This window comes from Demequina lignilytica (assembly GCF_030418375.1).
In the GTDB taxonomy this organism is placed as follows: domain Bacteria; phylum Actinomycetota; class Actinomycetes; order Actinomycetales; family Demequinaceae; genus Demequina; species Demequina lignilytica.
This window is the reverse complement of the sequence record NZ_JAUHPZ010000002.1, coordinates 55181-82134: the sequence shown is the minus strand read 5'-3', so window position 1 is coordinate 82134 and position 26954 is coordinate 55181. Positions and strand designations below refer to the sequence as shown.

25 protein-coding genes, 3 tRNA genes and 1 pseudogene are annotated in these 26954 nt (G+C 71.4%); 11 read left to right on the top strand and 18 right to left on the bottom strand.

From position 1 onward, the window contains the following. Positions 1-2: 2 nt before the first annotated feature. Positions 3-1067 (top strand): LacI family DNA-binding transcriptional regulator, encoded by a 1065-nt coding sequence (locus QQX13_RS03960; protein ID WP_301152579.1) that lies wholly within the window; start codon positions 3-5, stop codon positions 1065-1067. Positions 1068-1104: 37 nt separating this feature from the next. Here QQX13_RS03960 and QQX13_RS03955 read toward each other — a convergent pair whose 3' ends face one another. The 6 genes from QQX13_RS03955 to QQX13_RS03930 form a co-directional block, all read right to left on the bottom strand. Further along, the gene (locus tag QQX13_RS03955; RefSeq protein ID WP_301119524.1) at positions 1105-1536 is read right to left on the bottom strand and encodes a MaoC/PaaZ C-terminal domain-containing protein; all 432 of its coding nucleotides are present in this window, start codon (positions 1534-1536) and stop codon (positions 1105-1107) included. After that, the gene (locus tag QQX13_RS03950; RefSeq protein WP_301119522.1) at positions 1536-1982 is read right to left on the bottom strand and encodes an FAS1-like dehydratase domain-containing protein; all 447 of its coding nucleotides are present in this window, start codon (positions 1980-1982) and stop codon (positions 1536-1538) included. The genes QQX13_RS03955 and QQX13_RS03950 overlap by 1 nt, the downstream gene beginning before the upstream one ends. 50 nt (positions 1983-2032) lie before the next feature. Continuing rightward, a complete protein-coding gene (locus tag QQX13_RS03945; protein WP_301152578.1) occupies positions 2033-2602 on the bottom strand; it encodes a hypothetical protein in 570 nt (189 codons plus the stop codon). A gap of 131 nt (positions 2603-2733) precedes the next feature. Beyond that, positions 2734-2898: a 50S ribosomal protein L33 gene (rpmG, locus tag QQX13_RS03940; RefSeq protein ID WP_301119518.1), complete on the bottom strand. Its 165-nt coding sequence runs from the start codon at positions 2896-2898 to the stop codon at positions 2734-2736. Between the two features lie 67 nt (positions 2899-2965). Next, positions 2966-3039: transfer RNA gene (locus QQX13_RS03935), tRNA-Met, on the bottom strand. 32 nt (positions 3040-3071) lie between these two features. Next, positions 3072-3147: transfer RNA gene (locus QQX13_RS03930), tRNA-Thr, on the bottom strand. A gap of 117 nt (positions 3148-3264) precedes the next feature. On the opposite strand from QQX13_RS03930, the gene QQX13_RS03925 reads away from it, so the two are divergent. Beyond that, positions 3265-4524 (top strand): winged helix-turn-helix domain-containing protein, encoded by a 1260-nt coding sequence (locus QQX13_RS03925; RefSeq protein ID WP_301152577.1) that lies wholly within the window; start codon positions 3265-3267, stop codon positions 4522-4524. An 80-nt stretch (positions 4525-4604) separates the two neighbouring features. Beyond that, positions 4605-5996, top strand: a complete 1392-nt coding sequence (locus QQX13_RS03920) for an aspartate aminotransferase family protein (RefSeq protein WP_301152575.1) — start codon at positions 4605-4607, stop codon at positions 5994-5996. 79 nt (positions 5997-6075) lie between these two features. Here the strand turns inward: QQX13_RS03920 and QQX13_RS03915 are convergent, their stop codons facing one another. The 4 genes from QQX13_RS03915 to QQX13_RS03900 are packed head-to-tail and all read right to left on the bottom strand — an operon-like array spanning position 6076 to position 10084. Continuing rightward, positions 6076-6900 carry an ABC transporter permease gene (locus QQX13_RS03915; protein WP_301119513.1) on the bottom strand — a complete coding sequence of 275 codons (825 nt, stop codon included), beginning with the start codon at positions 6898-6900 and terminating at the stop codon, positions 6076-6078. Continuing rightward, the gene (locus QQX13_RS03910; protein ID WP_301119512.1) at positions 6900-7763 is read right to left on the bottom strand and encodes an ABC transporter permease; all 864 of its coding nucleotides are present in this window, start codon (positions 7761-7763) and stop codon (positions 6900-6902) included. Before QQX13_RS03910 ends, QQX13_RS03915 begins: the two co-directional genes overlap by 1 nt. A gap of 1 nt (position 7764) precedes the next feature. Then, positions 7765-8913: an ABC transporter ATP-binding protein gene (locus tag QQX13_RS03905; protein ID WP_301119511.1), complete on the bottom strand. Its 1149-nt coding sequence runs from the start codon at positions 8911-8913 to the stop codon at positions 7765-7767. Continuing rightward, on the bottom strand, positions 8900-10084 hold the full coding sequence (locus QQX13_RS03900) for a polyamine ABC transporter substrate-binding protein (protein ID WP_301152573.1): 1185 nt from the start codon (positions 10082-10084) through the stop codon (positions 8900-8902). The genes QQX13_RS03905 and QQX13_RS03900 overlap by 14 nt, the downstream gene beginning before the upstream one ends. Before the next feature lie 138 nt (positions 10085-10222). Here QQX13_RS03900 and QQX13_RS03895 point away from each other — a divergent pair. From QQX13_RS03895 to QQX13_RS03885, 3 genes and pseudogenes are all read left to right on the top strand, one after another. Continuing rightward, a pseudogene (locus QQX13_RS03895) lies at positions 10223-10996 on the top strand (NAD(P)/FAD-dependent oxidoreductase); the annotation flags it as partial. 77 nt (positions 10997-11073) lie between these two features. Then, positions 11074-11691, top strand: a complete 618-nt coding sequence (locus QQX13_RS03890; RefSeq protein WP_301152572.1) for an NAD(P)/FAD-dependent oxidoreductase — start codon at positions 11074-11076, stop codon at positions 11689-11691. A 79-nt stretch (positions 11692-11770) separates the two neighbouring features. Then, entirely contained in the window at positions 11771-13213 is a 1443-nt protein-coding gene (locus tag QQX13_RS03885; RefSeq protein WP_301119508.1) for a sugar porter family MFS transporter, read from the top strand. Positions 13214-13283: 70 nt separating this feature from the next. Here the strand turns inward: QQX13_RS03885 and QQX13_RS03880 are convergent. Beyond that, positions 13284-13364: transfer RNA gene (locus QQX13_RS03880), tRNA-Tyr, on the bottom strand. Between the two features lie 116 nt (positions 13365-13480). Between QQX13_RS03880 and QQX13_RS03875 the strand changes: the two genes are divergently transcribed. After that, the gene (locus QQX13_RS03875) at positions 13481-13972 is read left to right on the top strand and encodes a YajQ family cyclic di-GMP-binding protein (RefSeq protein ID WP_301119506.1); all 492 of its coding nucleotides are present in this window, start codon (positions 13481-13483) and stop codon (positions 13970-13972) included. Here QQX13_RS03875 and QQX13_RS03870 read toward each other — a convergent pair whose 3' ends face one another. Both QQX13_RS03870 and QQX13_RS03865 read right to left on the bottom strand, forming a co-directional pair. Next, a complete protein-coding gene (locus QQX13_RS03870) occupies positions 13973-15346 on the bottom strand; it encodes an HNH endonuclease signature motif containing protein (RefSeq protein WP_301152571.1) in 1374 nt (457 codons plus the stop codon). A gap of 50 nt (positions 15347-15396) precedes the next feature. Then, entirely contained in the window at positions 15397-16284 is an 888-nt protein-coding gene (locus QQX13_RS03865) for an oxygenase MpaB family protein (protein ID WP_301152570.1), read from the bottom strand. 95 nt (positions 16285-16379) lie between these two features. Between QQX13_RS03865 and QQX13_RS03860 the strand changes: the two genes are divergently transcribed. Then, positions 16380-17027: a dihydrofolate reductase family protein gene (locus QQX13_RS03860; protein WP_301152569.1), complete on the top strand. Its 648-nt coding sequence runs from the start codon at positions 16380-16382 to the stop codon at positions 17025-17027. Positions 17028-17049: 22 nt separating this feature from the next. Here the strand turns inward: QQX13_RS03860 and QQX13_RS03855 are convergent, their stop codons facing one another. The 5 genes from QQX13_RS03855 to QQX13_RS03835 all read right to left on the bottom strand — a co-directional run bounded on the left by QQX13_RS03855 (position 17050) and on the right by QQX13_RS03835 (position 22875). Beyond that, the gene (locus tag QQX13_RS03855; protein WP_301152568.1) at positions 17050-17601 is read right to left on the bottom strand and encodes a cysteine hydrolase family protein; all 552 of its coding nucleotides are present in this window, start codon (positions 17599-17601) and stop codon (positions 17050-17052) included. Positions 17602-17664: 63 nt separating this feature from the next. Then, entirely contained in the window at positions 17665-18540 is an 876-nt protein-coding gene (gene htpX, locus QQX13_RS03850) for a zinc metalloprotease HtpX (RefSeq protein WP_301119496.1), read from the bottom strand. 116 nt (positions 18541-18656) lie between these two features. Continuing rightward, the gene (locus QQX13_RS03845) at positions 18657-20072 is read right to left on the bottom strand and encodes an FAD-dependent oxidoreductase (protein WP_301119494.1); all 1416 of its coding nucleotides are present in this window, start codon (positions 20070-20072) and stop codon (positions 18657-18659) included. Positions 20073-20280: 208 nt separating this feature from the next. Further along, positions 20281-20925, bottom strand: coding sequence for a DUF4125 family protein (locus tag QQX13_RS03840; RefSeq protein ID WP_301119492.1), 645 nt, complete (start codon positions 20923-20925; stop codon positions 20281-20283). Positions 20926-20937: 12 nt separating this feature from the next. Beyond that, positions 20938-22875 (bottom strand): DUF4037 domain-containing protein, encoded by a 1938-nt coding sequence (locus tag QQX13_RS03835; protein ID WP_301119490.1) that lies wholly within the window; start codon positions 22873-22875, stop codon positions 20938-20940. Between the two features lie 174 nt (positions 22876-23049). Between QQX13_RS03835 and QQX13_RS03830 the strand changes: the two genes are divergently transcribed. The 3 genes from QQX13_RS03830 (at position 23050) to QQX13_RS03820 (ending at position 26894) form a co-directional block, all read left to right on the top strand. Beyond that, entirely contained in the window at positions 23050-24111 is a 1062-nt protein-coding gene (locus QQX13_RS03830) for a phospholipase D-like domain-containing protein (protein ID WP_301119488.1), read from the top strand. 276 nt (positions 24112-24387) lie between these two features. Then, a complete protein-coding gene (locus QQX13_RS03825; RefSeq protein WP_301119486.1) occupies positions 24388-26163 on the top strand; it encodes a nitrite/sulfite reductase in 1776 nt (591 codons plus the stop codon). After that, positions 26160-26894 carry a phosphoadenylyl-sulfate reductase gene (locus QQX13_RS03820; RefSeq protein WP_301119484.1) on the top strand — a complete coding sequence of 245 codons (735 nt, stop codon included), beginning with the start codon at positions 26160-26162 and terminating at the stop codon, positions 26892-26894. Before QQX13_RS03825 ends, QQX13_RS03820 begins: the two co-directional genes overlap by 4 nt. Positions 26895-26954 lie beyond the last annotated feature (60 nt).

Below are 26954 nucleotides of genomic sequence, written 5' to 3'. Positions count from 1 at the left end.
CGATGGCTCGCACCCGCCGCCCCACCATGGCCGACGTCGCCGCGCGCGCGGGGGTGTCCCTGTCGACGGTGTCGCTGACCTACTCGGGTGCGGGTCCGCTCACCGCGGAGACCCGCGCCAAGGTCGAGCGCGCGGCGGCCGAGCTGGACTACGCGGGACCGTCCCCGCACGCGCGCGCGCTCCGGTCCGGCCGGACCGGCGTGGTGGGCGTGGTCATCCACGAGCGCCTCCAGCTGTCCTTCCGCGACCCTCTGATGCTGCGGATCATGGACGGCCTGGTGGGTGACCTCGGCCAGATGGGCCTCGGCGTGCTGCTGATCCCCACGCCGACGGGCGAGCCGGGCGAGCGGTCGCTGCTGGACACCGCCGCCATGGACGCGGTGGTGCTGCTGAGGGTGCGCGATCACGACGACGAGCCGGCGCTCGACATCCTGCGCCGGCGCGGCCTTCCGACGGTGGTGGTCGAGGGTGAGCCCCCAGCCGGCGCCGGCGTGGTCCTGATCGACGACCGCACGGCGACCGCCGAGCTGATCCGGCACCTGCGCGACCTGGGTCACGAGCGGATCGGCACCATCACCCTGCCGGCCGGGGTCGACGGCACCACGCGCGAGCTCACCCTCGACGAGGCGTTCGCGCAGACCGCCTGGACCCCGGTCCACCATCGTCTGCGCGCCTTCGAGGACGCCGGCGTCGCGCCCTGCGTCGTGGTCGAGGCCCGCGCCTCGACCGTGGGTGAAGGCCTCGCGGCGGCGCAGATCGCCCTCGGGCACGAGCCCCGCCCCACCGCGCTGGTGTGCCAGTCGGACCTGCTCGCGGGAGGCGCCGTGCTGGCCGCGCGGGAGCGCGGGCTGGAGGTTCCCGCGGACCTCTCGGTCACGGGCTTCGACGGCCTCGACCTCCCCTGGATCGCACCGCTCGAGATCACCACGCAGCTGCAGGACGGGGAGGCCAAGGGGCACGCGCTCGCCGCGCTCGTGAAGGCCCTGCTCGCGGGCGAGACCCCCGAGCCGGTGACCCTGCCGCTGACGTTCCGACCGGGCACCTCGACCGCGCCGCCGCGCGGCTGACGCGGCCGGGTCCGGCCCGCCCGCGCATCGTCCCGCGCTACGCGCAGACCACCACGGCCTGCGCCTTGCCCAGCACCTTCTGGCCGTCGAACTCCACCGCGATGTCGATGCGCGCCGTGCGCGCCTCGGCATCGAGCGCGCCCACCTTCGCGGTGATCGCGACTGTCGCGGCGCCGGGGTTCGGCACCGGGATCGGCCGCGAGAAGCGCGTCTGGTAGTCGACGACGTTGCCCGGCCCGGACCACTCCTCGACCACCGAGGCGGCGGTGCCCATGGTGAGCATGCCGTGAGCGATCACGCCGGGGAGGCCGACGGACTCCGCCACGACGTCGTTGTAGTGGATCGGGTTGAAGTCGCCCGACGCGCCGGCGTAGCGGACCAGGGTGTCGCGGTTGAGTTCGACGGTGCGCGAGGCGACCACCTCGCCCACCTCGAGCCCCTCGAAGGACGGCCGGTTCTCCGCGGTCATCACGCCTCCTCTCGCACCGCGAGGGTGCTGCGGACCGTCGAGACCGGCGCGCCGTCGGCGTCGACCAGCTCGGTGCGCGTGGTGACCATCGAGATGCCGCCGCGCTGGCTGATGGCGTCGACATGGACGGTGGTGGTGATCAGGTCGCCCGCGACGATCGGACGGTGGTGGGTGAAGCGCTCGTCCGCGTGGACCACGCGCGAGAAGTCGACGCCCACCTCGGGGTCGGTCACCACGTGGAACTCGGCCTGCTGCGCGATCACGACGGCGAAGGTGGTCGGCGCGACCACGTCGGCGTAGCCCTCGGCGCGGGCCGCCTCCTCGCTGCGGTGCGCGAAGGAGTACGCGTCGACGGCGTCGGCGAACTCGCGGATCTTGACGCGCGTGACCTCGTACGGCTCATGGGGGCCGTACGCGCGGCCCACGGCTTCGGTGTTCACTGGCACGCTCCCACCCTAGCGAAGGGACGATGCACGGGGAGGGCGGCGCCCTCGCATCACAGGAGCGCGAGGGCGCGTGAGATCTCCTCCGGCCGAGGGGCGAGCCCGGTGAAGGCCGCGAGCAGCGCGAAGACCGGTCGCAGATCGGCGCCGCCCTCGAGGTCGATGGTCTCGACCGCGGAGAGGATCGATGCGGGCGCGGCGGCCCGCGCGCGCTGCTCGAGCCCCGGCGGCTCGACGGTCAGCCCCGTGACCAGGTGCATCCGATGCTGCGGCCCGCGCGAGACCAGGTCGACCGCCACCCGCCGGCGCCGCTGCGCGGCGATGGCGTCGCCCTCCTCGTGGAGCAGGTGGAGCAGGGTCGGCACCACGACCAGGAGCGGCGCGGGGGTGACGATGCTGGTGCGCCGGTGGTGGAGCTCGCGGAGCGCCTCCTCGAGGGTGTCGACGTCGCCCTCGACGCCGGCCGCCGACAGCACGCCGACCCGCTCGGGCCCGACCGCTCCGACGTAGACCTCGACCAGCGCGGACACGCAGTAGTGGAGGAAGCGATACGCCTCCAGGCGATCGTCCCTCTCGATGCGCTCCGGACGGATCCGGAGCAGCAGATGCTGCCCCTCGGACATGGCGGCGCTCCCTCAAGCGTTCCCTCGGGGCCAGTATGGCCGTCGTCCGACGCGCGCCGCGGGAGGCGCGCAGAGACGACGAACCCCCGCCGCCCTGAGGGGCGACGGGGGTTCGGATCGATCTGCTGCGATCAGCGCGTCTCGCGGTGCGCGGTGTGCTTGCCGCACCTCCGGCAGAACTTGGAGAGCTCGACACGGTCAGGGTTGTTGCGGCGGTTCTTGCGCGTGATGTAGTTGCGGTCCTTGCACTCGGTGCACGCGAGCGTGATCTTCGGACGGACGTCGTTCTTGGCCATGGTTCTCTCCCAGCCTTGTAGGGACGCGCCTCGCGAAGGCGCATGGTCAGGCGGATCGCCTGTTCCGTAGCGAGGGCGGGGCTCGAACCCGCGACCTCACGATTATGAGTCGTGCGCTCTAACCAGCTGAGCTACCCCGCCGCGTGCCGACGCCACGTGAGTGACGGCGGACTTGGAGCCCCGACAGGGAATCGAACCCTGGACCTTTTCCTTACCATGGAAACGCTCTGCCGACTGAGCTATCGGGGCCAGCCGGAATAGGTTACACGCCGCGCGACCCAAAAGTGAAATCGGCCGCCGGCTCCGTTCCCGGGGTCCGTCGGGCGCCCCGTCGGGATGTCGGAGGCCGCCCCTAGAGTGGCAGGCGTGACGGCCTCCCTGAGCCCCGCCGAGGCGCGGCGGATCCACCTCGCGGCGCAGTCGCTCGCGCGCCGACGCCCCGCCGGACGCCCCGGACCCGCGCGTTTCCGCGACTACGTCGAGCGCCAGGGCGTGCTGCAGCTCGACTCGGTCAACGTGCTCGCGCGCGCCCACCATCTGCCCATCTACTCGCGGTACGGACCGTACGACCGCGACCGCTTCGACCGGTGGCTCTGGGGTTCGGGCGAGAACTTCGAGCACTGGGGGCACGAGGCGTCGGTGATGCCCCGCGACCTGCTGCCGGAGCTGCACCACCGCATGCGCCGCTCGAGCTCGTGGAAGGCCCGCACCCTGGACCGCCTCGAGGCCGAGCGTCCGGGGCTGCTCGACCAGGTCCGCGCGGCGGTCCAGGTGCACGGTCCGGTGACGGCAGCCGACCTCGAGCACCTCGCGCCGCGCGAGAGCCGGCGCGGCCCCTGGTGGGACGAGAGCCACGTGAAGACGGCGCTCGAGTACCTGTTCATGACGGGCGAGGTCGCCGCGAGCCGCGCGGACCACTTCCGGCGCACCTACGACGCCCCCGAGCGCGCCTGGGGGCATGTGGGCGCGCACGATGGCGACGCGTGGGCCATGGACCCCGACGCCGCGCAGCAGGCGCTGTTCGACCGCGCCCTCGCCGCGACCGGCGTCGGCACGGTGCGCGACCTCGCGGACCACTTCCGGCTCACGTCGCCCGCGACCTCCGGCTCCGGGCCGCGCGGCGCCGCATGGGCGACGTCTGCGGTCGAGCGCGGGCTGGCCTCCTGGGTCGACGTGGACGGCTGGCGCGAGCCGGCGCTGCTGGCGACAGGTGCAGGGGATCCCGGCCGCGCGACCGCGAGCGCGCTGCTGAGCCCGTTCGACCCGGTGTGCTGGTTCCGGCCGCGGCTGCTGCGGATGTTCGGCGTCGACTACCGCATCGAGATCTACACCCCCGCGGACAAGCGGGAGTTCGGCTACTACTGCCTCCTGTTCCTCCTGGGCGACCGCTTCGAGGCCCGCGTCGACCTCAAGGCGCGGCGCAAGGACGGCGTGCTCGGCGTCGAGGCAGCGTGGCGCGAGCCGGGTCGCGCGCCGGGCGCGCGCAGGCGGGAGGACGCGGAGGTCGCCGCCGCGTTGGCGTCCGAGCTCCGGCTGATGTCCGGGTGGCTCGGCCTCCCGGACATCGAGGTCGCGCCGCGCGGCACGCTCGCGTCGGCGCTCGACCGGGCCGTCGGGGCAGGCTGACCCGATCCGGACAGACCGTGCCGCGCGGCCCGAATCCCCGTCAGGCCGTCGCTTGCCCCGGGACACGCGGCCGCGCGAGCATGGATCGCATGGATCACGCACGTCTTCAGCAGTCCGCCAAGGACCACCTCTGGATGCACTTCACGCAGCATGCGCGCTACGCGGACGCCGAGGTGCCGATCGTGGTCAGGGGCGAGGGCGCGTACCTCTACGACCAGCACGGCAAGCGCTACCTCGACGGGCTCGCCGGCCTGTTCGTGAACCAGCTCGGCCACGGTCGCACCGAGCTCGCCGACGCGGCGGCCGCGCAGGCCCGCGAGCTCGCGTTCCACCCGCTGTGGTCGTACGCCAACGTCCCGGCGATCGAGCTCGCGGAGAAGCTGGCCGGGTACGCGCCGGGGGACCTCGACCGCGTGTTCTTCACGTCGGGCGGAGGCGAGGCCGTCGAGTCGGCGTGGAAGCTCGCGAAGAACTACTTCAAGCTCACGGGCCGACCGATGAAGCACAAGGTCATCAGCCGCGCCGTCGCCTACCACGGCACCACCCAGGGCGCCCTGTCCATCACCGGCCTGCCCGGCCTCAAGCAGCAGTTCGAGCCGCTCGTGCCGTCCACCTTCCGGGTGCCGAACACGAACCTCTACCGCGCATCGGAGATCACCAGCGGCTACCTCGACGGCTCCGACCCGGAGGCCTTCGGCATCTGGGCGGCCGACCAGATCGCGATCGCGATCGAGAACGAGGGTCCGGACACCGTCGCCGCGGTCTTCCTCGAGCCCGTCCAGAACGCGGGCGGGTGCTTCCCGCCACCGCCCGGCTACTGGCAGCGGGTCAGGGAGATCTGCGACCGGTACGACGTGCTGCTGGTGTCGGACGAGGTGATCTGCGCCTACGGCCGCCTGGGTGAGATGTACGGCTCGACGCGCTTCGGCTACCAGCCCGACATCATCACGTCGGCGAAGGGGCTCACGTCGGGCTACGCCCCCATGGGCGCGATGATCGCGTCCGCACGGCTGATGGAGCCGTTCCAGGAGCCGGGCGCGATGTTCGCGCACGGGTACACCTGGGGCGGCCACCCGATGGGCGCCGCCGTCGCGCTCAAGAACCTCGAGCTGTTCGAGACCGAGGGGGTGCTGGAGCACGTGCGCGACAACCGGGACGCGTTCCGCGCGACGCTCGAGCGCCTGCTCGACATCCCGATCGTGGGCGATGTGCGCGGCGACGGCTACTTCTACGGGATCGAGCTGGTGACGGACCAGGCGACGCGGGCCACCCTCACCGACGAGCAGTGCGAGCGCATCCTCTACGGCTTCCTCTCCCCCGCGCTGTGGGAGGCCGGCCTCTACTGCCGCGCCGACGACCGTGGGGACCCGGTCATCCAGCTCTCCCCGCCGCTGATCATCGGCCAGGCGGAGTTCGACGAGATGGAGTCGATCCTGCGCGACGTCCTGACGCGCGCATCCGCGATGCTCTGACCTCCCGCGGCACGGGGGAGACGCGGACGGGGGACGATGCGGTGGTCACCGCATCGTCCCCCGTCGTCGTGCGCCTCGCTCAGGACGCGGCGCGCACCCGGCCCCGTGCCCGGCGGCGCGACATGACCTCGCCGCCGATGACGGCGCCGAGCGCCACCAGGAACATGAGCGTGCCGATCACGTTGACCTGCATCGGGACGCCGCGCTGCGCGGCTCCCCACACGAACATCGGGAACGTCACCGTCTGGCCCGACGTGAAGTTCGTGATGATGAAGTCGTCGAAGGACAGCGAGAACGCCAGCAGCGCCGCCGCCAGGATTCCCGGGAAGACCAGCGGGAACGTGATGCGCCAGAAGGTCTGCCACTCGTCCGCGTAGAGGTCCATGGCGGCCTTCTCGAGGTTCGAGTCCAGACCGCCGAGGCGCGACCGGACGGTCACCACCACGAACGAGATGCAGAACATGATGTGCGCGATGAGGATGGTCCAGAAGCCCAGCTGGCCGCCGAAGCCCGCCGCGACGAACAGCGCGAGCAGCGACGAGCCCATCACGATCTCAGGGGTCGCCATCGGCAGGAACAGCACCAGGTTCATGGTCGACCGGCCCTCGAAGCGATGCCGGACGAGGGCGAACGCCGCGAGCGTGCCGATGATGGTGGAGACCAGCGTGGCCGCGAGGCCGATGCTGATCGACACACGCAGCGACTCGCACATGCCGAGCGGGTCGCACGGGTTCAGCCAGTTGTCCCAGGTGAACCCCTGGAACTGGTACAGGTTCCGCGACTGCGACGCGTCGTTGAACGACATGAGCGCGACGATGAAGTTGGGGATGTACATGTACAGCAGGACCAGCAGGCCCAGCGTGATCATCAGGTGCTTGCCGACCCAGCGGCCGAGGCGCGTCATCACAGCAGGTCCTCCGTTCCGGCCTTCCGCACGTAGTACAGGACCATCGCCACGATCATCACCATGAGGATCACCGACAGCGCCGAGGCGTGCGGGTAGTCGCTCGCCGTCGTGAACAGCGCCTGGATCTTGTTGCCGACCATCTGCGTGTTCGGGCTGCCCAGCAGCTCCGCGTTGATGTAGTCGCCGGTCGCCGGGATGAACGTGAGCAGCGTGCCGCCGACGACTCCCGGCAGCGACAGCGGCCAGATCACCTTGGCGAAGCGCTGGAACGGGCTGGCGTACAGGTCCGCCGCCGCCTCGTTGAGCTTCGGGTCGATCTTCTCGAGGCTCGTGTACAGCGGCAGGATCATGAACGGCAGGAAGTTGTACGTCAGACCCGCGACCACCGCGATCGGCGTCGCGAGCAGGCGACCGTCCTCGGGCAGGATCCACAGCGCCTTGAGCGTCTCCACCAGCCAGCCGTTGTCCGCGAGGATCAGCTTCCACGACAGGGTCCGGACCAGGAACGACGTGAAGAACGGCGCGATCACCAGCACCAGCATGACGGTCTTCCACCTCCCCGCCTTGAACGCGATCGCGTAGGCCAGGACGTAGCCGAGCACCAGGCACAGCACGGTGGCGATGCCCGCGTAGAGCAGCGACCGCAGCAGGTAGGGCCAGTAGTCGCCCAGCGCCTCGAGGTAGTTCTGGATCCGCCAGGTCAGGTCGTAGCCGGTGATCGGGTTGCCCGCGGGGTCCGACAGCGACGTGGTGAGCAGCGACAGCATCGGGAACAGGAAGAACAGCGCGAGCCAGATGGCCGCGGGCCCGATGAGCAGGTAGGCGGCGTTCTTGCCGAACACCCGTTGCAGCGAGGCCACGTCAGTCCTCCTCGAGCCCGGCCTCGGCATCCTGCGAGGAGTCCAGGAGGAACGCGAACTCGGGCCGCCAGGAGACGTCGACCTGCGTGCCGACCGGCACCAGGCCGCCGCGGCGGCCGGTGTTCTGCTCGAAGCAGATCAGCTCCTGGCCCCAGGGCATCCGCAGCCGGTACTCGGTCGAGGTGCCCATGTAGCTCGCCTCGGTGACCACCGCGCCGGCGAAGTACCCGCCCGGCGCGTCGACGGGCGTGCCCGCCGGCTGGATCAGGACCTTCTCGGGACGGATGCCGATCCACCCCTCGGACGAGTCCGTGTGGACCCGGCCGGCCTTGATCGACACCACCGTGCCGTGCATGTCGACCTTCACCACCTCGTCGTCCCCCGAGCCCTCACGGCCCAGGACGGTGCCCTTGACCAGGTTCGAGCGCCCGAGGAAGTTCGCGACGAACGTCGTGCGCGGGTTCGTGTACAGGTCGTAGGGGGTGCCGAGCTGCTCGATCCGACCCTCGTTCATGACCGCGACCGTGTCGGCCATGGTCATGGCCTCCTCCTGGTCGTGGGTGACGTGGACGAACGTGAGCCCGACCTCCTCCTGGATGCGCTTGAGCTCCATCTGCATGGCGCGGCGCAGCTTGAGGTCGAGCGCGCCGAGCGGCTCGTCGAGCAGGAGCACCTCGGGCCGGTTGATCAGCGCACGAGCGAGGGCGACACGCTGCTGCTGGCCGCCCGAGAGCTGCGCCGGCTTCTTGGCCGCCTGCTCGGTGAGCTCGGTGAGCTCGAGGATCTCCTTGACCTGAGACCGCGTGTCCTTGACGCCCCGACGCTTGGGCCCGAACTCGACGTTCTCCGCGATCGTGAGGTGCGGGAACAGCGCGTAGTTCTGGAACACCGTGTTCACGGGACGCTTGTACGGCTTCTCGTGGGTGATGTCGTTGGCGCCGATCTCGATGGTGCCCGCGGTGGGCGTCTCGAGGCCGGCGACCATGCGCAGGGTGGTGGTCTTGCCGCACCCCGAGGGACCGAGCAAGGCGAAGAAGGAGCCCTGGGGGATGACCAGGTCGAGCGACTTCACCGCGGTGAAGCCGTTCGGGTACCGCTTGTGGAGACCCGACAGCTTCAGATCGCCGTGAGCCTGCTCAGCCGGTGACATCCGCGAAGTCCTTCTCGTACTGCGAGGCCTTCGCCTCGTCCAGCGCCATGAAGCCGTGCGTCTGGGCGAGGTAGTCCGCAGTCGGGAAGATGAGCGGGTTGTCGACGAGCGACGGATCGATCTTCTCCATCTCCTCGCGGGCGCCCTCGACGGGGCAGACGTACCACACGTAGGCGGCGAGCTTCGCGGCGACCGCGGGGTCGTAGTAGTAGTCGATCCACTTCTCCGCGTTGGCCTTGTGGGTGCCCTGGACCGGCACGAGCATGTTGTCGGACCAGATCATCAGGCCCTCCTCCGGCGGCAGGAAGACGAGGTTCTCGTCCTCGGCGGCGGCGACGTCGCCCGACCACGCGACGCACGCGGCGATGTTGCCCGCCGCGAGGTCGTTGATGTACTCGTTGCCGGTGAAGGCACGGATCTGACCGTCGGTGCGCGCCTTCGCGAGCTTGTCGAGGGCGTTCCCCCACTGGTCGTCGGTGAAGTTCGACGGGTCGGCGCCCTCGGCCAGCAGGAGCAGGCCCATGGTGTCGCGCATCTCGGTGAGCATGGTCACCTTGCCCTTGAGGTCCGACCGCGTGAGCAGCTCGCTGACCGAGCCGACCTCGCCGACGAGCGACTTGTTGTAGGCGATGCCGGTGAAGCCGGACTGCCACGGCGCCGAGTAGTCGCGGTTGGGGTCCCAGCCGGGACCCTGCAGGGAGGAGATGAGGTTCTTGTCGAGGTTCGGCACGTTGGCCTTGTCCAGCTGCTGGATCCAGCCGGCGTCGATCATGCGCGCGGCCATCCAGTCGGTGAGCACGAACAGGTCGCGCCCGGTCGGCTGGCACGCGCCCAGCTGGTTGCGCACCTTGGCGAAGAACTCGACGTTGTCGTTCACGTCGGGCGTGTACGCCACCTCGATGCCCGAGGTCTGCTGGAACTCGGTGAGAGTCGAGAGGTAGTCGCCGTCGTCCTCGTCGATGTACTCCGGCCAGTTCGAGACGTTCAGCTTCGCCTCGGTGTCGGAGAGGTCGGTCGTGATGCAGTCCGTGGCGCTGCTGCCACCGCCGCCTCCACGACCCATGAAGTAGACCGCCGCGATGCCCGCTGCGCCGGCGGCGCCGCCGATCATCAGACCTCGGCGGGAGATGCCCTTCTTGTTGCCTTCCTCCGGCGGCGTGACCTCAGACACGTCGACCTCCTTCACTCCGGGCGCACCCGGTCGACCAACAGGGAGTGAGCAGATGGTTGCATCACGCCACGTGCCCGCACAACGAAACTCGTATGCCCCCGGGCGTTCTGCCCGGCTGTGCGCGGCGCACGAAACGAGATGTCCGGACAATATCCCCGCAATATTGCCGCCCGATTTCGAGGAACCGAGACTGTTTCGGTGACGCCCTCGGACGCCGCGGGTACGCTCGCGCCCTCGCACCCTCGCCGCTCGCTCTGGCTGGCCACGCTCGACGAGCCCCTCGCTCCCTCGGATCCGCTGACGGGGGACACCGAGGCCGACGTCGCGATCGTCGGGGCGGGCTTCACCGGGCTGTGGACCGCCTTGTACCTGGCCCGCGCACGACCCGACCTGCGCATCGTCGTGCTCGAGCGCTACCACGCCGGATTCGGAGCCTCGGGACGCAACGGCGGCTGGGCGTCCGCCCTGTTCCCGAGCTCCTTCTCGACGCTGGCGCGGGAGCACGGGCCCGAGGCCGCGATGCGCCAGCACGCCGCCATGCGCGCCTCCGTCGACGAGCTCCTCCGCGTCGCCGCCGAGGAGGGCATCGACGCGGGCGCCGCCAAGGGCGGCACCATCGTCCTGGCGCGTACGCCCGTGCAGCTCGCGCGGGCACGCGCGGAGGTCGAGGAGGCGCGGCGGTGGGGCCGAGCCGAGGACGACCTCGTCCTGCTGGGCGAGGACGATGCGCGGGCCCGGCTGGACGGCGCCGGCACGCTCGGCGCGACGTACACGCCGGACTGCGCCGCCATCCACCCCGGCCGCCTGGTGCGCGGCCTCCTCGCCGCGGTGCGTCGCCGCGGGGTCCGGGTTCACGAGGCGACCGCGGTCACCGCGATCGCCCCGCGCCGCGTGACGACCCCGCGTGGGACGGTCCGCGCGCGGCACATCGTCCGCGCGACCGAGGGCTACACGCCGGGCCTGCCGGGCTCGCGTCGCGCGGTGATCCCGTGCAGTCGCTGGTGCTCGCCACCGAGCCGCTCCCCGCGGAGGTGTGGGAGCGCATCGGCCTCGCCGGACGCGAGACCTTCTCCGACCATCGCCACCTCATCGTCTACGGGCAGCGCACCGCCGACGACCGCCTGGTCTTCGGCGGCCGGGGCGCCCCGTACCGCTGGGGCTCGTCGACGGCGCTCCGGCAGCGCGCGGCCGACCGCGTGCACGCGGCGCTGCGCGCGACGGTCGCCGAGATGCTGCCGGCCCTCGAGGGGGTGCCGTTCCCGTACGCGTGGGGCGGCGCGCTGGGGATCGCCCGCGACTGGCATGCGTCGGTCGGGTTCGACGCTCGGACCGGGATCGGCTGGGCCGGCGGGTACGTCGGCGACGGCGTCACCACCACGAACCTGGCCGGACGCACCCTCAGGGACCTCATCCTGGGCGAGGACACCGCGCTCACGACGCTGCCGTGGGTGGGGCACCGGTCGCGTCGCTGGGAGCCGGAGCCGCTGCGCTGGGCGGGGGCCAACGCGGGGCTCCGGGCCATGGCGATCGCCGACCGTGAGGAGCGGATCACGGGCCGCGAGAGCCTTGTCGCACGAGCGATGTCACCGCTGATGGGCGGGCACTGAGCGCCGCCGGGCGGATCGGCCCCTCAGGGGCTAGCGTCGGACCCAGGGGCACCATCGGGGTGCGAACGGAGGCGACGCCGTGACGGACCAGCACAAGCCGCGACTGCACGGGCGCGTCGTGGCGATCAGCATCGGAGCCGCGCTCGGCGGCTTCCTGTTCGGCTTCGACTCGTCGGTCATCAACGGCGCCGTGGACTCCATCCAGGGGCAGTTCGAGCTCACCGAGACCTTCACCGGCTTCGCCGTCGCCTCGGCGCTGCTGGGCTGCGCGGTGGGAGCGTGGTTCGCGGGCTCGCTCGGCAACCGCTACGGGCGGATCCGCGTGATGGTCATCTCGGCGATCGTGTTCCTCGCCTCCGCGATCGGCTCGGGCTTCGCCTTCGGCATCTGGGACCTCATCGGCTGGCGGGTCGCGGGCGGCCTCGCGATCGGCGCGGCCTCCGTGATCGCGCCCGCGTACATCGCCGAGGTCGCGCCCGCGACGTTCCGAGGACGGCTCGGTTCGCTCCAGCAGATGGCGATCGTGCTCGGAATCTTCGCGGCGCTGCTCAGCGATCAGGTGCTCGCCACGTCCGCCGGCGGCGCGGATCAGGAGCTGTGGTTCGGCCTCGAGGCCTGGCGCTGGATGTTCCTGATGGCGATCATCCCGGCGCTCGTCTACGGCATCGCCGCGCTGCGGCTGCCGGAGTCGCCGCGGTTCCTGGTGGCGCAGCACCGTGACGACGAGGCCTCACGGGTCCTGGTCGACTTCACCGGCGAGGAGGAGCCCGCGCACAAGGTCGCCCAGATCCGGTTCTCGCTCGGCAAGGACGACAAGAGGTCGCTGCGCGACCTCAAGGGGCGGGCGTTCGGTCTCCATCCGATCGTGTGGACCGGCATCCTGCTCTCGGTGTTCCAGCAGTTCGTCGGCATCAACGTGATCTTCTACTACTCGACCACCTTGTGGAAGTCCGTCGGGTTCACCGAGGACGACGCCTTCCTCACCTCGACCATCACCTCCGTCACCAACATCGTCGTCACCATCATCGCGATCGCGCTCGTGGACAAGATCGGGCGCCGGCTGCTGCTGCTCATCGGCTCCGCGGGCATGACCGTGTCGCTCGGGATCATGGCGGTCGCGTTCTCCACCGCGACGGTCGACGCGGGCGGGGACGCGTCCCTGACGGGCGGCTGGGCGATGGCGGCGCTGATCGCGGCGAACGCGTTCGTGGTCTTCTTCGGCGCCTCGTGGGGACCCGTGGTCTGGGTCCTCCTGGGAGAGATGTTCCCCAACCGCTTCCGCGCGACCGCGCTCGCGGTCGCCGCCGCTGCGCAGTGGATCGCGAACTTCCTCATCACCGTGACGTTCCCGTCGCTCGCGAACATGTCGCTCGCCGTCGCGTACGGCTTCTACGCGACCATGGCGCTGCTGTCCTTCTTCTTCGTCATGACCCGCGTGCCGGAGACGCGCGGCGTCGAGCTGGAGGACATGCGCGACGACGCGGACGCCCACACGAAGGAGGACGCCGCCGCGGGGATCTGAACCCGCGCATCGTCCCTCCCGCGAACGGGGAAGCGCCCCGCCTGAGATCAGGCGGGGCGCTTCCCGTGGGTGGCAGGTGAGGGATTCGAACCCCCGAAGCTTGCGCGGCTGATTTACAGTCAGCTCCCTTTGGCCGCTCGGGCAACCTGCCGGTGCGCCGTCAACCGGCGCGCATGGAAGGATAGCAAGGAATCCGCCGGGCTTGTTACTCGCATGGTCCCGGTCGGCAGGGAACGATGCGCGGGAGGCCGCGCGAGGAGGTGCCGGATGGCCGGGGACAACAGCTTCGACGTGGTGAGCAAGGTCGACCGCCAGGAGGTGGACAATGCTCTCAACCAGGCCGCGAAGGAGATCGCGCAGCGCTACGACTTCAAGGGCGTGGGCGCCTCGATCGAGTTCGCCGGCGAGGACGTCCTCATGAAGGCCAACAGCCCCGAGCGCGTCAAGGCGATCCTGGACGTGTTCATCTCGAAGCTCGCCAAGCGCCAGATCGAGATGAAGGCGCTCGAGTGGGGCGAGCCGGTGCCGTCGGGCAAGGAGTTCCGCCTGGTCGCGAAGGTCAAGGAGGGCATCGCCCAGGACGTCGCCAAGAAGTTGACGAAGCTGGTGCGCGACGAGGGTCCGAAGTCCGTCAAGGCCCTCATCCAGGGCGACGAGCTCCGCGTCACCTCGAAGTCCCGCGACGACCTGCAGGCGACCATCGCCCTGCTGAAGGGCGCGGACGTCGACGCCGCGCTGCAGTTCGTGAACTTCCGGTAGTCACCCGGTCTCGCGGAGCTCCCCCGGATCGATCGTGGTCCGCTCGAGGTGGCCGGGGATCGGCTCCTGTCGGGGGTCGACCGATGCCGGCGGGATGAACTGCCAGCCCTTGCCCCGGCGCCGGATCCTCCAGCGTTCGCGGTGAATCATGTGGTGATGGCGGACGCACAGCATGATGCCGTCATCGACATCGGTCCTGCCCCCGTGCTGCCATTCGCGCACGTGGTGGGTGTCGCAGTACGCGGGCGGGAGCCCGCACTTCGCGCAGCCTCGGTCGCGCTCCGCGATCGCGCGGCGCTGTCCCGGGGTGAAGAACCGCTTCGCGGCACCCTGGTCGAGCACCTCGGAGCGGGTGCCCAGCACGGTCGGGATGATCTCCGCGTCGGCGGCCTGCCTCCGGAGCACGCCGATCGGGATCGGACGGTCGATCCCGTCGATCGCGCCGTAGCCCTGGCCCGACTCGAGGTCCGTGAGGCTCAGCCGGACCACGACGGTGGTCTTCACCGCATCGTGCGGACGCTCGCAGCCGTTGGCATGCCGGCCGAGCCAGCCCAGCGCGTCGGCGCGCAGCTGCCCGGGGGTGCGCCCGTCCACCGCGTCATGCTCGACCGCGGCGCGGTAGGCGTGCTTCATGTACCCGTCGACCGCTGCCATCAGGGGTGCGGCGGTCAGCGGGTCGAGCAGAGCGCTGAGGCGGATCATGCCGTTCGACTCCTCGCGGATCGACGCCTGCCGCAGCGCGTGCAGCTCGTCGTACCGGTCCTCCGCCACCCGCGGCGGCGTGAGCCCCGCCTCGATCCGCCTGACCAGCGAGCGAACCGACCGCAGCGGGATGGTCACGGCCTTGTCCACGACCATCCGCTCGACCCGCTCCAGCGGCAGCGACCCCAGCGGGGTCTCCCGCACGGCCGCGTCCACCGGGAGCCCGTCCGCGTCGCGGGCGTCGGGGTGCTGCATCAGCACCCCGCGGATCAGCACGAAGGCATCGGGACTGATCCGGCCCTCGCGCGCCGTCACCGCCAGGTACGGCAGGACCGAGGCGCCCGACGGCGAGTCGTCCGCGCGTCCATCGAGGGAGGAACCGAGGATGCGCAGACGCTCAGCCTCGGCGACCGTGCCACCGGTGATCCCGGCGACGAGCTGATCGACGCCGCTGAACCCTCGCCGCCGCGCGAGCCCACCCGCTCCCGGGCCCGACCTCCGGCCGGCCTCGGCGACCGCTGCTGCCAGGATCAGGTCGGATTCGCGGCGCCTTGCCACGCTGTCCGAGATGAGCGCCACCAGATCCCAGTCCGTGAGGGCGCCGGCGGTCTCGACGCGGGCGCGCAGCGCGTCCAGCGGGTCGGGCCCTGCGGATGCGGCGGTCGAGGTCATGCCTCAAGTCAACAGGAGGGGTCCGACATCGAAACGGACAAAAAGGACGCTCAGGGATCCCCGCCTCCCGTGGGCGCGTGCGGGACCGGGCACCCGCCGGGGAACGTCCCGAGCTCCTCGACGCGGAACCCGTCCGGGTAGCTCCGGATCCACGGCAGATCCTCGACCCGGGTCGGCTTGGCACGCGCAGGCAGCAGCCCCGCGATCACCCCTCGCAACCGCACCGCGACTCGCGACCCGATCACCACCACGCGCGGCGGGTGCGCGTAGCCGAGCGCGTCCAGCAGCGCATCGTCCATCAGGGCCCGGCTCACCGCCTCCATGGCGCGCTTGGGCACGTACGGGCGGAACGTCAGCAGCAGCGCGAGGGTCGCGTCCGCGACGCGACGGGCGCCCTCGTCGAACGCGAAATGCTCGGCCTCGTAGCCGTCCATGAGCTCGGCGAAGCCCTCGTAGGTCTCGGGCAAGTCCGTGATGTTCATGTGCCGCCCGAGCTCCCGGTAGTACCGCACGGAGGCGTCGAGCTCGGCGTCCGTGAGGGCACGCTTGCCGTACGCGTCGAGCCACCGCTTGGGCACGACGACGAAGGTCGACAGCACGTAGCGGAACTCGTGGTCGGGGATGTCGTAGGCACGATGCATCTGGTTGATGCGGCGGATCGCGCTGCGCGCCTCCGGCGCCGCGAAGCCGGCACGGGTGGGGACCTCGAGCAGCAGCGCCGTGTCGTCGTAGCGCTTCTGGGTGCGCGCCGTGAACTCGCCCGTGCGGTCGAGCAGCCCGCCGATCCCGGGCACCGCGTAGGTGCGGAACAGCGCGAAGCTCAGCGACTGGTTCATGTCCCACGGGAACTCGTGCATGACGACGTTGCGGTAGATCTCGACGAAGTCGCGCTCGGGGTCGAGCGCCGCGTTGACCCGCCGCCAGTGGTCGCGTCTCATGCCACGCAAACTACGCCATCCGGGCGCCGAAGTGAATGGCGAGTCACTTTCTCGGACGCCGTGCGGGCGAGCCTCCGTGGTGCGAGACTGCACCCATGTCCCTGGTGCGCGTCCACAACCTCGCCGTCTCCCTCGACGGCTTCGCGACCGGCGTCGACCAGAGCCTCGAGTCGCCGTTCGGCCATGCGGGCATGCGCCTCATGCAGTGGTTCCACGACACCGCCACCTTCCGACGGAACGTCGGCGAGGACCCCGGCGACCCGACTCCTGACGACGCCTTCGCCGCGCGCTGGGACCAGGGCATCGGCGCCGAGATCATGGGGGCGGGCAAGTTCGGCCCGCCAGGCTGGGAGGACGATGCGTCGTGGCAGGGGTGGTGGGGCGAGGAGCCCCCGTTCCACTCGCCCGTGGTGGTGCTCACGCATCGCCCGCGGCCGGCGCTGACGCTCGGCGGGACCACCTTCCACTTCCTCGACACGCTCCCCCGGGACGCGCTCGAGGCCGCCCGCACGATGGCGGACGGCCTCGATGTGCGCATCGGCGGCGGGCCGACCACGGTGCGCGAGTTCCTCGCCGCCGACCTGATCGACCTGCTCCACGTCGCGGTGGTGCCGGTGGTGCTGGGGCGCGGGACCAGCCCGTGGACCGGTCTGGACGGGATCGAGGACCGCTTCGTGAGCGAGTCCGTCACCACGCCGAGCGGTGTCACGCACGTGACGTTCACGCGGCGTCCCCGCGAGTAGCGGCGGCGCCGGTTCCGACGACCTACGAGGCGAACACCTCGGCGGCCGGCACGACCGCCGCGGTCCGGCCCGGTGCCCGCTGGGACTCCCAGTAGAGGTTGGTGTGCGCGATCACGTCCGCCATGGGCGGGGCGCCCAGCTCCGTCAGGTCCTCGGTCGTGTGCGAGTCCCCGACCAGCGTGACGTCGTAGCCCCGCGTGAACGCGCCGTGGATGGTCGACCGGATGCACATGTCGGTCTGCGCGCCGCAGACCACGAGGTGCCCGACCGCGGCGTTCGCCAGCTCGGCCTCCAGCCCGGTGCCCTCGAAGGCGTCCCCGTACCGCTTGTGGATCACGGGCTCGCCCGCCTTCATGGTGAGCTCGGGCACGTAGCGCCACCCCTCGGAGCCCTCAGGCATGCCCGCGTCCGAGTGCTGCACCCAGATCACGGGTGCACCCGCCTTGCGCGCGCGCTTCACCATGGCGGCGATGCGTGCGATCACACCGTCGCGGTCGTGAGCCGCGACCACGACGTCGTGCTGCATGTCGATCACCAGCAGCGCCGTAGCCGGCCGTCCCTCGAGAGTCGTCATGGGACCTCCTCCGTGTCTCCGGCCACGCTACGCGCCGGGTCCGACACTTGCGAGCCCCGAGGCTCAGCGCAGGAAGCCGCGGCCCTGCGCCATCTGCTCGAGACGCGCGATGCGCTGGTCCATCGGCGGGTGCGTCGCGAACAGGTTCGACAGGCCGGCCCCGCGGAAGGGGTTGGCGATCATCATGTGCGACACGTTCTCGAGCTTCGGGTCGTCGCGCAGGGGCCGTGCCTTCACCCCGGCCTCGAGCTTGCGCAGCGCGGACGCCAGCGCGAGCGGATCGCCCGTGAGGGCCGCACCGTCCTCGTCGGCGTCGTACTCGCGGGTGCGGGAGATCGACATGCGGATCAGGGTCGCGGCGAGCGGCGCGAGCAGCAGCATGGCGAGCATCCCGATCGCGCCGAACGGGTTGTCGCGGTTGTTGCCGCCGCCGCCGAAGAAGAACATCATCTGCGCGACCGCGGTGATCATGCCGGCGAACGCCGCCGCCACCGAGCCGATGAGGATGTCGCGGTTGTAGACGTGCATGAGCTCGTGACCGAGCACTCCGCGCAGCTCGCGCTCGTCGAGCAGCTCGAGGATCCCCTCGGTGCAGCAGACGGCCGCGTTCTGCGGGTTCCGCCCGGTGGCGAAGGCGTTGGGCGCCGCCGTGGGTGAGATGTACAGGCGCGGCATGGGCTGGGCGGCCTCGCGGCTCAGCTCGCGGACGATCCGGTACATGGCAGGCTGCTCGACCTCGGTGACGGGCCGCGCATGCATCGCGCGGATCGCCAGGGTGTCCGAGTTCCAGTAGCCGACGAACGTGCCGATCACCGAGAGCAGCGCGAACAGCCACAGGTAGCTGCCGTTGCCGACGAACACGCCGAGCGTGAGCATGACGGCCCACAGGGCCACGAACAGGCCCGTCGTCTTGAGCCCGTTGAAGTGCTTCTTTCCCACCGGTCCTCCGTAGTTCCCTCGCCAGGAAGAACGGATGTCACCCTATGCCGGTTCCCCGCGCATCGTCGCACGCCCGCGAGCACGCCCGCGACCGCGGACGCGACGGAGGCGCGAGGTCAGATCGAGTAGGCGTGCCCGTCCTCGTCGGCCGCGGAGGCGACCCGACCGAGCGCGATGTCCGTCATCTCGTCGCGGGGGACCACCTTGATGCGCTCGCGCCCCTGCGCCTCGCCGAGCGCACGCTCGTGGGCGTCGAGCACCTCCCAGTCCTTCCAGAGCACCACGGGGACCTCGCGCTCCCTGAGGAGCCGGAGGACGTTGTCGGGGCTGAGCTGCTGCGGCGTCGCCTGGGTGCCGGCGTACAGCCCATCCGCGTCCTCGACCAGGTTCGCTATGGTCTCCGAGGCGTCGGACTTGGTGTGGCCGATCAGGCCGACCGGCCCCCGCTTGATCCAACCGGTGGTGTACAGCCCGGGGACGGGCTCGCCCGACTCGTCGACCACGCGGCCGGCGACGTTGCGGATGACGCCCTTGCGGTCGTCGAACGGGACGCCCTCGATCTCGGTGCCCCAGTAGCCGACCGCGCGGTACACGGCCTGAACCGGGTAGTCGATGAACTCTCCGGTGCCCTTGACCGACCCGTCGCCCTGGAGGGCGGTGCGCTCCATCCGGATGCCGACCACCTTGCCGTCCTCGCCCAGGACCTCGTGCGGCGACTGGAGGAAGTGCAGGTGGATGCGTCGGGACGCGTTGCCGGGCTCCTTGAGCGCGTAGTCGGTGAGGGTCTTGACCACCTGCTTCTGCTGCTTGTTGTTCTCGGCCACCTCCATCGAGGCCTCGTCGAACTCGTAGTCGGTCTCCGGGTAGACGACGATGTCGACGTCGGGGACATGACCGAGCTCGCGGAGCTCGAGCGGCGAGAACTTGACCTGCGCGGGGCCGCGCCGGCCGAACACGTGCACGTCGGTGACGGGCGAGTCCTGGAGCGCCTCGACCACGTTCGCGGGCACCTCGGTCGGCATGAGGTCGGGCACGTGCTTGCTCAGCACGCGGGCGACGTCGAGCGCGACGTTGCCGACCCCCAGCACCGCGACCTCCTTGGCGTCGAGCGGCCACGTGCGGGGCACGTCCGGATGACCGTCGTACCAGGACACGAAGTCGGCCGCGCCGAAGGAGCCGTCGAGGTCGATGCCAGGGATGTCGAGGTCCGCGTCCTTGAAGGATCCGGTCGCGAAGATCACGGCGTCGTAGTGCTCGCGCAGCTCCTGCAGCGTGAGGTCGGTGCCCACGTTCACGTTCGCGAGCAGGCGGATGTCGCCGCGGCCGAGAACGTTCGCCAGCGCGACGATGATCTGCTTGATGCGCGGGTGATCGGGCGCGACGCCGTAACGGACCAGGCCGAAGGGCGCGGGCAGGCGCTCGATGATGTCGATCGACACGGACAGGTCGGACTTGGACAGGATGTCGGCGGCGTACGTGCCGGCGGGTCCGGCGCCGATGATGGCGACCCGGAGCGGGCGTTCGGTGGTCACGGTGAGTCCTCGGGGTGGGGGCTGGGCGGCGTCCGGCCCGATGCTGCGGCTGCGGACGCGCCGCACCGGGCGAATGGCACCAGAGTATAGACACGGCGAACGGGCCACCCGCCAACTCGGGGCCGTCGACACCCCGGGGGGCATCCGCCCTGGTAGATGCCCGGCGGGGTATCCGGCCGGCGGGCGGTGCGACGATGCGCGGCGCGCGTCAGCCGACCGCGTGCGCCTCCTCGGCGGCGTCCAGGTCCTCGTATCCGGCGAGGATCACCGTGTACGCGACGGTGCGCCAGGTGAGGTTCTCGCCCGCCGCGATCAGGTCGTCGACCAGGGCGCGGTACAGCGCCAGCGTGCGGTCGGAGTAGGTGCCGAGCTCGCCGCGCAGATAGGTCTCGAAGGACGTCGCCTCGAGCGTGTCCTCGGCGGTGGTGAGCACCCGCATGCCGGCGCCGAGCGCCGGGTACCCGGCGTGGAACTCGCGCGCCCAGACCACCTGGATCGCGATGATCTGCTCCTGCTCCTCGACCCGGTCGGGCGAGAGCGCGGGCAGGTGCGGCGCGAGCTCGCGGGCGTACCTCTCCGGCTCGGTGGACTCCATCATGCGCGCGTACTTCTCGGTCAGGAGGTTGCGTCCGGCCGCGTCGGCGGCGTCGAGGTCGGATGCGTAGGAGTCGAGCAGGTCCATGGGCCACGTGAGGAACTGACCCAGCCGCTGGACCTCGAACTCCTCGGGGTTGTCCTGGCAGGACGCCCGCCCGCCCTCGCCGCGCACCTGCTGGAACTGCTCCCACTCATGCGCGACGATCTCCCGCGCGCGCTCCATGCGCGCCAGCCGCTGCTCCATGGTCTCCCGCATGCCGGACCCCTCTCACAGACCCTTGAGCCAGTCGTCGCCGATGCGCGCGGCGAGCTCGCCGCGGTGATGCTCGAGGAAGCCCGCGTCAGAGCCCGAGAGCCCCTGCGCGCGCAGCTCGGCCGCCACCTGCGCGCACACGTCCTCGATCGCGGCCTCGAGGCCGGCGCGCGCGGGGCCCGCACCCTTGCCCCCCTCGCCGAAGCCCGCTCCCCCGAAGCAGGCCGCCGAGGCCAGCCTCAGCGCGTCGGACAGCCGCGGATGGACGCCCGGCAGCCGCGAGCCCATCCGATCCGCGAGCGCGCGCAGCGCTGCGAAGCGCCACTTGTAGTACGGCAGGTAGCCGGCCGAGGCGGGGCCGTTGAGCAGGAACACCGCGGAGGCCGCCGCGTTCACGAACTCGCCGACAGCCAGCCACGCCGCCTCACCGTCTCCGCGGTCGAGCATCCTCGGCACGTTGTACTGGCCCGCCTGCGCCATCATCCCGAGCCGCCGCGAGACCAGCGCCAGCCGGACGTCCTCCGGCATGCGGCGGAACCCGTTCCGCGCCGCCGAGAACGCGCCGTGCGGATCCTGGAACACCTGCCCGCCGGTCGCCGCCGCCAGCGTCGCCTCATCGAGCCCGAGCCACTCGTGGGGGCGGTCCGCTGCGGGCGCGGCGGCATACCCGGTCAGGCCCTCGAAGAAGTCGCCGATCTCGAACACGCCGACGCGCCGCGCGCCGCCGGTCGCGCGCGGGGTGGCCACGCGCGGACCGTGACCGCGATGGGTCGGCGGGAGCGCCTCGTAGTCGGCCTGGAGCGCGGCGCCGTGCGCCGCGAAATCCTCGGCGGACAGCCAGACGCAGAATCCGGGGCCGAAGTCGTGGTCGCGCGACAGCGCGTCGTCGAACCCGAGGGCGTCCGAGCCGTGCCCCACGAGGCCGACGGCCGCCCGCCGCAGCAGGTCCGCGTGACGCTCGCGCATCATCGGCCGGCCCACCTCCTCCCAGTAGGAGCGCGCCAGCGCGAGGCCGGTCAGCGGGTCCGGCGATGGCGCGGGGTCGGGGTCGGGGGACGATGCGGCGCTCTCCGCGGGCGGCGGGTCCACGGCCGGCGACCGGTCGGGAGCGGCCGCGAGCGCGGCCCGGGCGGCGCGGAGGTTCTCGGAGGTCACGGCGTGGGCGTCGGAGCCCTCGCCGTACGCCCGCGCGATGATCGCGAGCGCCCTCTCGTACCCGTCGACGGCATCCGCGAGCCGACCGAGCCGGAAGCTCGCCTCCGCATGCCCGGCGAGCGCCGCGGCGTAGTGCGCGTCCCCTTCGCTCCCCCCGCGGCGGAAGATCTCCATCGCGGCAGCAGCATGGTCCTGCGCCTGGTCCTCGCGCCCGAGCGCGAAGGACACGAGCGCGAGGTTCGTGCGGGTCGCGGCGACGTCGATGTCGGTCGCGGGGTCGGCCGAAGAGGACGCCAGGATCGCCAGCGCCTGCTCGAGGTGGGCGTGGGCGGAGGCGTGGTCGCCGCTGTCGCTGTCGAGGATCGAGAGGTTGTTGTGGAGCGCCGCGAGCCGGCGGTCGCGCGACCCGAACAGCGGCGCGGCGACGGCGAGCGCCTCCGCGTAGGCGGACCGCGCATCGTCCCTCCGCCCGGCCGCGCGCATCGCGGTCGCGGCGTTGATGAGCGTGGTCGCGTGCGCCTCGGTCCCCTCGAGCCCGAGCCGGCCGACGAGGGCGAGCGCCTCGCGCGCCTCGGACACCGCCTCCCGGTGCCTGCCGATCGACCGGTGGAGGCCCATCGCCTCGTTGAGCACCGTGAGCTCCGCCGCCAGGTCCCCCGCGGCGCGGGAGCCCTCCACGGCGTCGGCGACCAGCCGCTCCGCCGCGTCCGGACCCGCCTGCGCCGCGAAGGCGGCGTCGAGCTCGCGGAGGAAGCCCGCGACGTCGTACCGGGCGGACCCATCTGCGCCAGAGGTCATCGCGTCGCTCTCGACCCTTCGTCGGGCGGCGCGAGGACGGGGACCACGCCGCGCCTCGAGTCTAGGGCGAACGACCCGGGACCCCGCGGGAGAGACGTGGCCGTTGCTCGGAGTTTGCTGCGGATCGCGGCGACCCCCTTCCCAACCTGACATAACTCTGGAACCCTAGGGGGTATGCACCCCGTCGGTTCGTCCGCCCCCGTGCGCGCCCTGGAGCCCGCGCCGGTCGACGTCGCGCTCGCGACTCCTACGCTGCTGCCCGCGCTGGACTACCTCGCCGACCTCGTCGGCCGCGTGCACCGCGCGCGCCGTCGCGTCCGCCTCACGACCCTGACGCTCTCGGACGGCTTCCTCACGGGCGCGCTCGTCGACGCGCTCGTCGACGCCGCGCGGCGCGGTGTCGAGGTGTGCGTGCAGGCGGACACCTTCACCTTCCGCGACACCGCGGCCTCGCTGCTGCCGGGACGGGTCCCGACGCGCGCACGGAGCGACGCCCGCACCCTCGCCTGGCGCATCCGCTCCGCGGGCGGCACGTTCACCTGGCTCGGCCACGAGCGCGGCCCCCTGTTCAAGGGGCGCACGCACACCAAGCTCACCGTGGTCGACGACTCCGTCTACGCGTTCGGCGGGGTCAACCTCGACGACCGGGGCGTGACCAACGTGGACTTCATGCTGCGGTTCGACGACCCTGCCCTGGCCGACGCGCTCGCCGACGTGCACGCGGAGATCCGCACGGTGAACCGGTCGACCCGGCCCGCATCCGTCGCGCTGCCGCACGAGCACGGCGAGGTGCTGATCGACGGGGGCGGCGCCGGCGACTCGATCATCTACCGCCGGGCGCTCGAGGTGGTCGAGGACGCGGTCGAGGTGACCCTGGTCTCGCAGTACTGCCCGACGGGCGAGCTGGGGCGCGCGATCAAGGAGCGTCCCCACCGGATCTTCTTCAACCGCCCCGGTCAGGCCTCCCTGCTCAACCGGGCGCTCATCGCCTCGTCCATGCTCGCGACGCGCACCTCGACGTCGTACGCCCACCCGGACTACCTGCACGCGAAGGTGATCCTCGCGCACATGCCGGACGGGTCGCGGACCGCGATCACGGGATCGCACAACTTCGTGTGGCGCGGCGTCGAGTACGGCACGCGGGAGATCGCGCTGCTGACGCGGCACCAGGACAGCGTGGACGCGATCGCCGGCTTCATCGACACCGAGGTGCACCGGCGCGGCGACACCGCGTGACACTCTGATCGCACACCCCCGGGGGCATATGCCCTGGTAGTCGTCCTCCCAGGAACGCCCCGCATCGTCGCCCCGGGGGTTCCCAAGGGTCACGTGGATGTGTCATCATTCCCGCCATGGCCATCCCCGCGAACCTGCGTGCACACATGTGCTGCGTTCGCTGCGCCATGTGTCTGTCGGCCTGATCGCCCACGGAACCTGTCCCCCTTCCTGGGCGCTCGGCCTGACGAGCGCGATCTCGCCACGCCGCAGCTCCCCCGACACACTGGAGAACCGGTGAGCACCACCGACGACACGACCCGCACCCCGCAGGCGCTGACCGAGGCCGAGGAGCGCCGACGCCACCGCGAGGAGGCACGCCTCATCCGCACCCGCGAGGCCGCCGCCCGCAAGAACACCGCGTCCAAGGACGGCCAGTGGGCCGCCGGCGACCGCACGCCGCTCAACCCGAACGAGGAGTTCAAGGCGACCGCGGACCCGCTCGAAGTGCGCCACCGCATCGAGACCCTCTACTCGAAGTGGGGCTTCTGGTCGATCCCCCCGAGCGACCTGCGTGGGCGGTTCCGGTGGTGGGGCCTGTACACGCAGCGCCGCCCGGGGATCGACGGCGGTCGCACCGCGGTGCTCGAGCCCCATCAGCTCGACGACGAGTACTTCATGCTCCGCATCCGCTCCGACGGCGGCCAGCTGAGCGTCGCGCAGGCCCGCGAGATCGCGGCGATCTCGACGGAGATGGGCCGCGACACCGCCGACGTCTCCGATCGCCAGAACATCCAGCTCCACTGGATCCGCATCGAGGACGCACCCGAGATCTTCCGCCGCGTCGAGTCGGTCGGCCTGTTCACCACCGAGGCCTGCGGCGACTCCCCGCGCGTCATCCTCGGCTCGCCGCTCGCGGGCGTCGCCCAGGACGAGCTGATCGATCCGACGCCGCAGATCCAGGCGATCATCGAGCGCGGCATCGGCAACCCCGAGTTCTCCAACCTGCCGCGCAAGTTCAAGTCCGCGATCTCCGGCATGCGGATCCCGGACATCGTCCACGAGATCAACGACATCGCGTTCGTCGCCGTCGAGCACCCCGAGCTCGGCGTCGGCTACGACCTCTGGGTGGGCGGCGGGCTGTCCATCAACCCGCACCTGGGCGTGCGCCTGGGCGCCTTCGTGGAGCCGGACAAGGTCGCCGACGTCTGGGCCGGGGTGATCGGGATCTTCCGGGACCATGGCTACCGCCGGCTCAGGACCCGCGCCCGCCTGAAGTTCGTGGTGAAGGCGTGGGGCGCCGAGAAGTTCCGCGAGGTGCTCGAGAACGACTACCTCGGTTGGAGGCTCCCCGACGGCCCCGCGCCGCAGGAGGCGGGTCCCGGCGATCGAGGCGACCACGTCGGCATCCACCGTCAGCGGGACGGCCGCTGGTACGTCGGCGTCGCCCCGGTCGCGGGTCGCATCTCGGGCACCAAGCTGGCAGCGATCGCGGACATCGCCGAGGCGGCGGGCTCGGACCGCATCCGGCTCACGCCGCTGCAGAAGATCGTGCTGCTCGACATCCCGGAGGACCGCGTCAACGACGTGGTCAACGGCCTCCGCGCGCTCGAGCTCGAGGCCGAGCCCGGCGAGTTCCACCGCAACGTGATGGCCTGCACCGGCATCGAGTACTGCAAGCTCGCGATCGTCGAGACCAAGGCCACCGCTCGCGAGGTGGTGCTGCGGCTCGATGAGACGTTCCCGACGCTCGACACCCCGATCTCCGTGCACGTCAACGGCTGCCCGAACTCCTGCGCTCGCATCCAGGTCGCCGACATCGGCTTCAAGGGCCAGCTGGTGCTGGACGACGAGACCGGCGAGCAGGTGCCCGGCTTCCAGGTCCACCTGGGTGGCCGCCTCGGCCGGGGCGAGGACAACGACTTCGGCCGCAAGATCCGTGCCCACAAGGTGAAGGCGGACGGCATGCCCGACTACGTCGAGCGCGTGACCCGCAACTACCTGGAGACCCGCGCCGACGGCGAGCCCTTCGCGGACTGGGCCTTCCGGGTCGACGAGGAGCTGATCCGATGAACGCGCCGCCGCTCGGCGCATCGTCGCTCACGTTGCTCAACCCGAGCGAGTGGAACGCCGAGACCTGCGCGCAGGTCAACGAGCGCCTGCTGAGCGCCTCGGCCGCGCACATCGCCGACTGGGCCGCCGCCACCTTCGGGCGGCGCCTGGCCGTCGCGGCGTCCATGCAGGACACGATCCTCCCCCACCTGTTCGGGACCCGGATCCCCGGGGTGGACGTCCTCTTCCTCGAGACCGGCTACCACTTCCCCGAGACGCTGGCGACCCGGGACGCGGCCGCGGCCGCCCTCGACATCACCGTCGTCGACGTCACCCCGAAGCAGACCGTCGCCGAGCAGGACGCCGCCTACGGCAAGGACCTCTTCGCCCGCGACCCCGGGCTGTGCTGCCAGCTGCGCAAGATGGACCCGCTGCGCGACGCGCTCGCCGGATACGACGCGTGGGTGACGGGCGCCCGCCGCGTCGACGCCGTCACACGCTCGGAGCTGCCGGTGGTCAGCTGGGACGCCAAGCACGGCCTGGTGAAGATCAACCCGCTCGCGCTCTGGGACGATGCGGCGGTCGAGTCGTACCAGGACACGCACGGGCTGCCGCGCAACCCGTTGGTCGCGCAGGGCTACCCCAGCATCGGCTGCCTCCCCTGCACCCAGCGGGTGGCTCCCGGCGCCGACCCGCGCTCGGGGCGCTGGGCCGGCCTCGACAAGACGGAGTGCGGCATCCACGTCGGGTGAGCGTGCGCCGTCCAGGCCTCTGATCCCAGGGGCCAGTCGCGCGCGACTGGCCCTCACGGG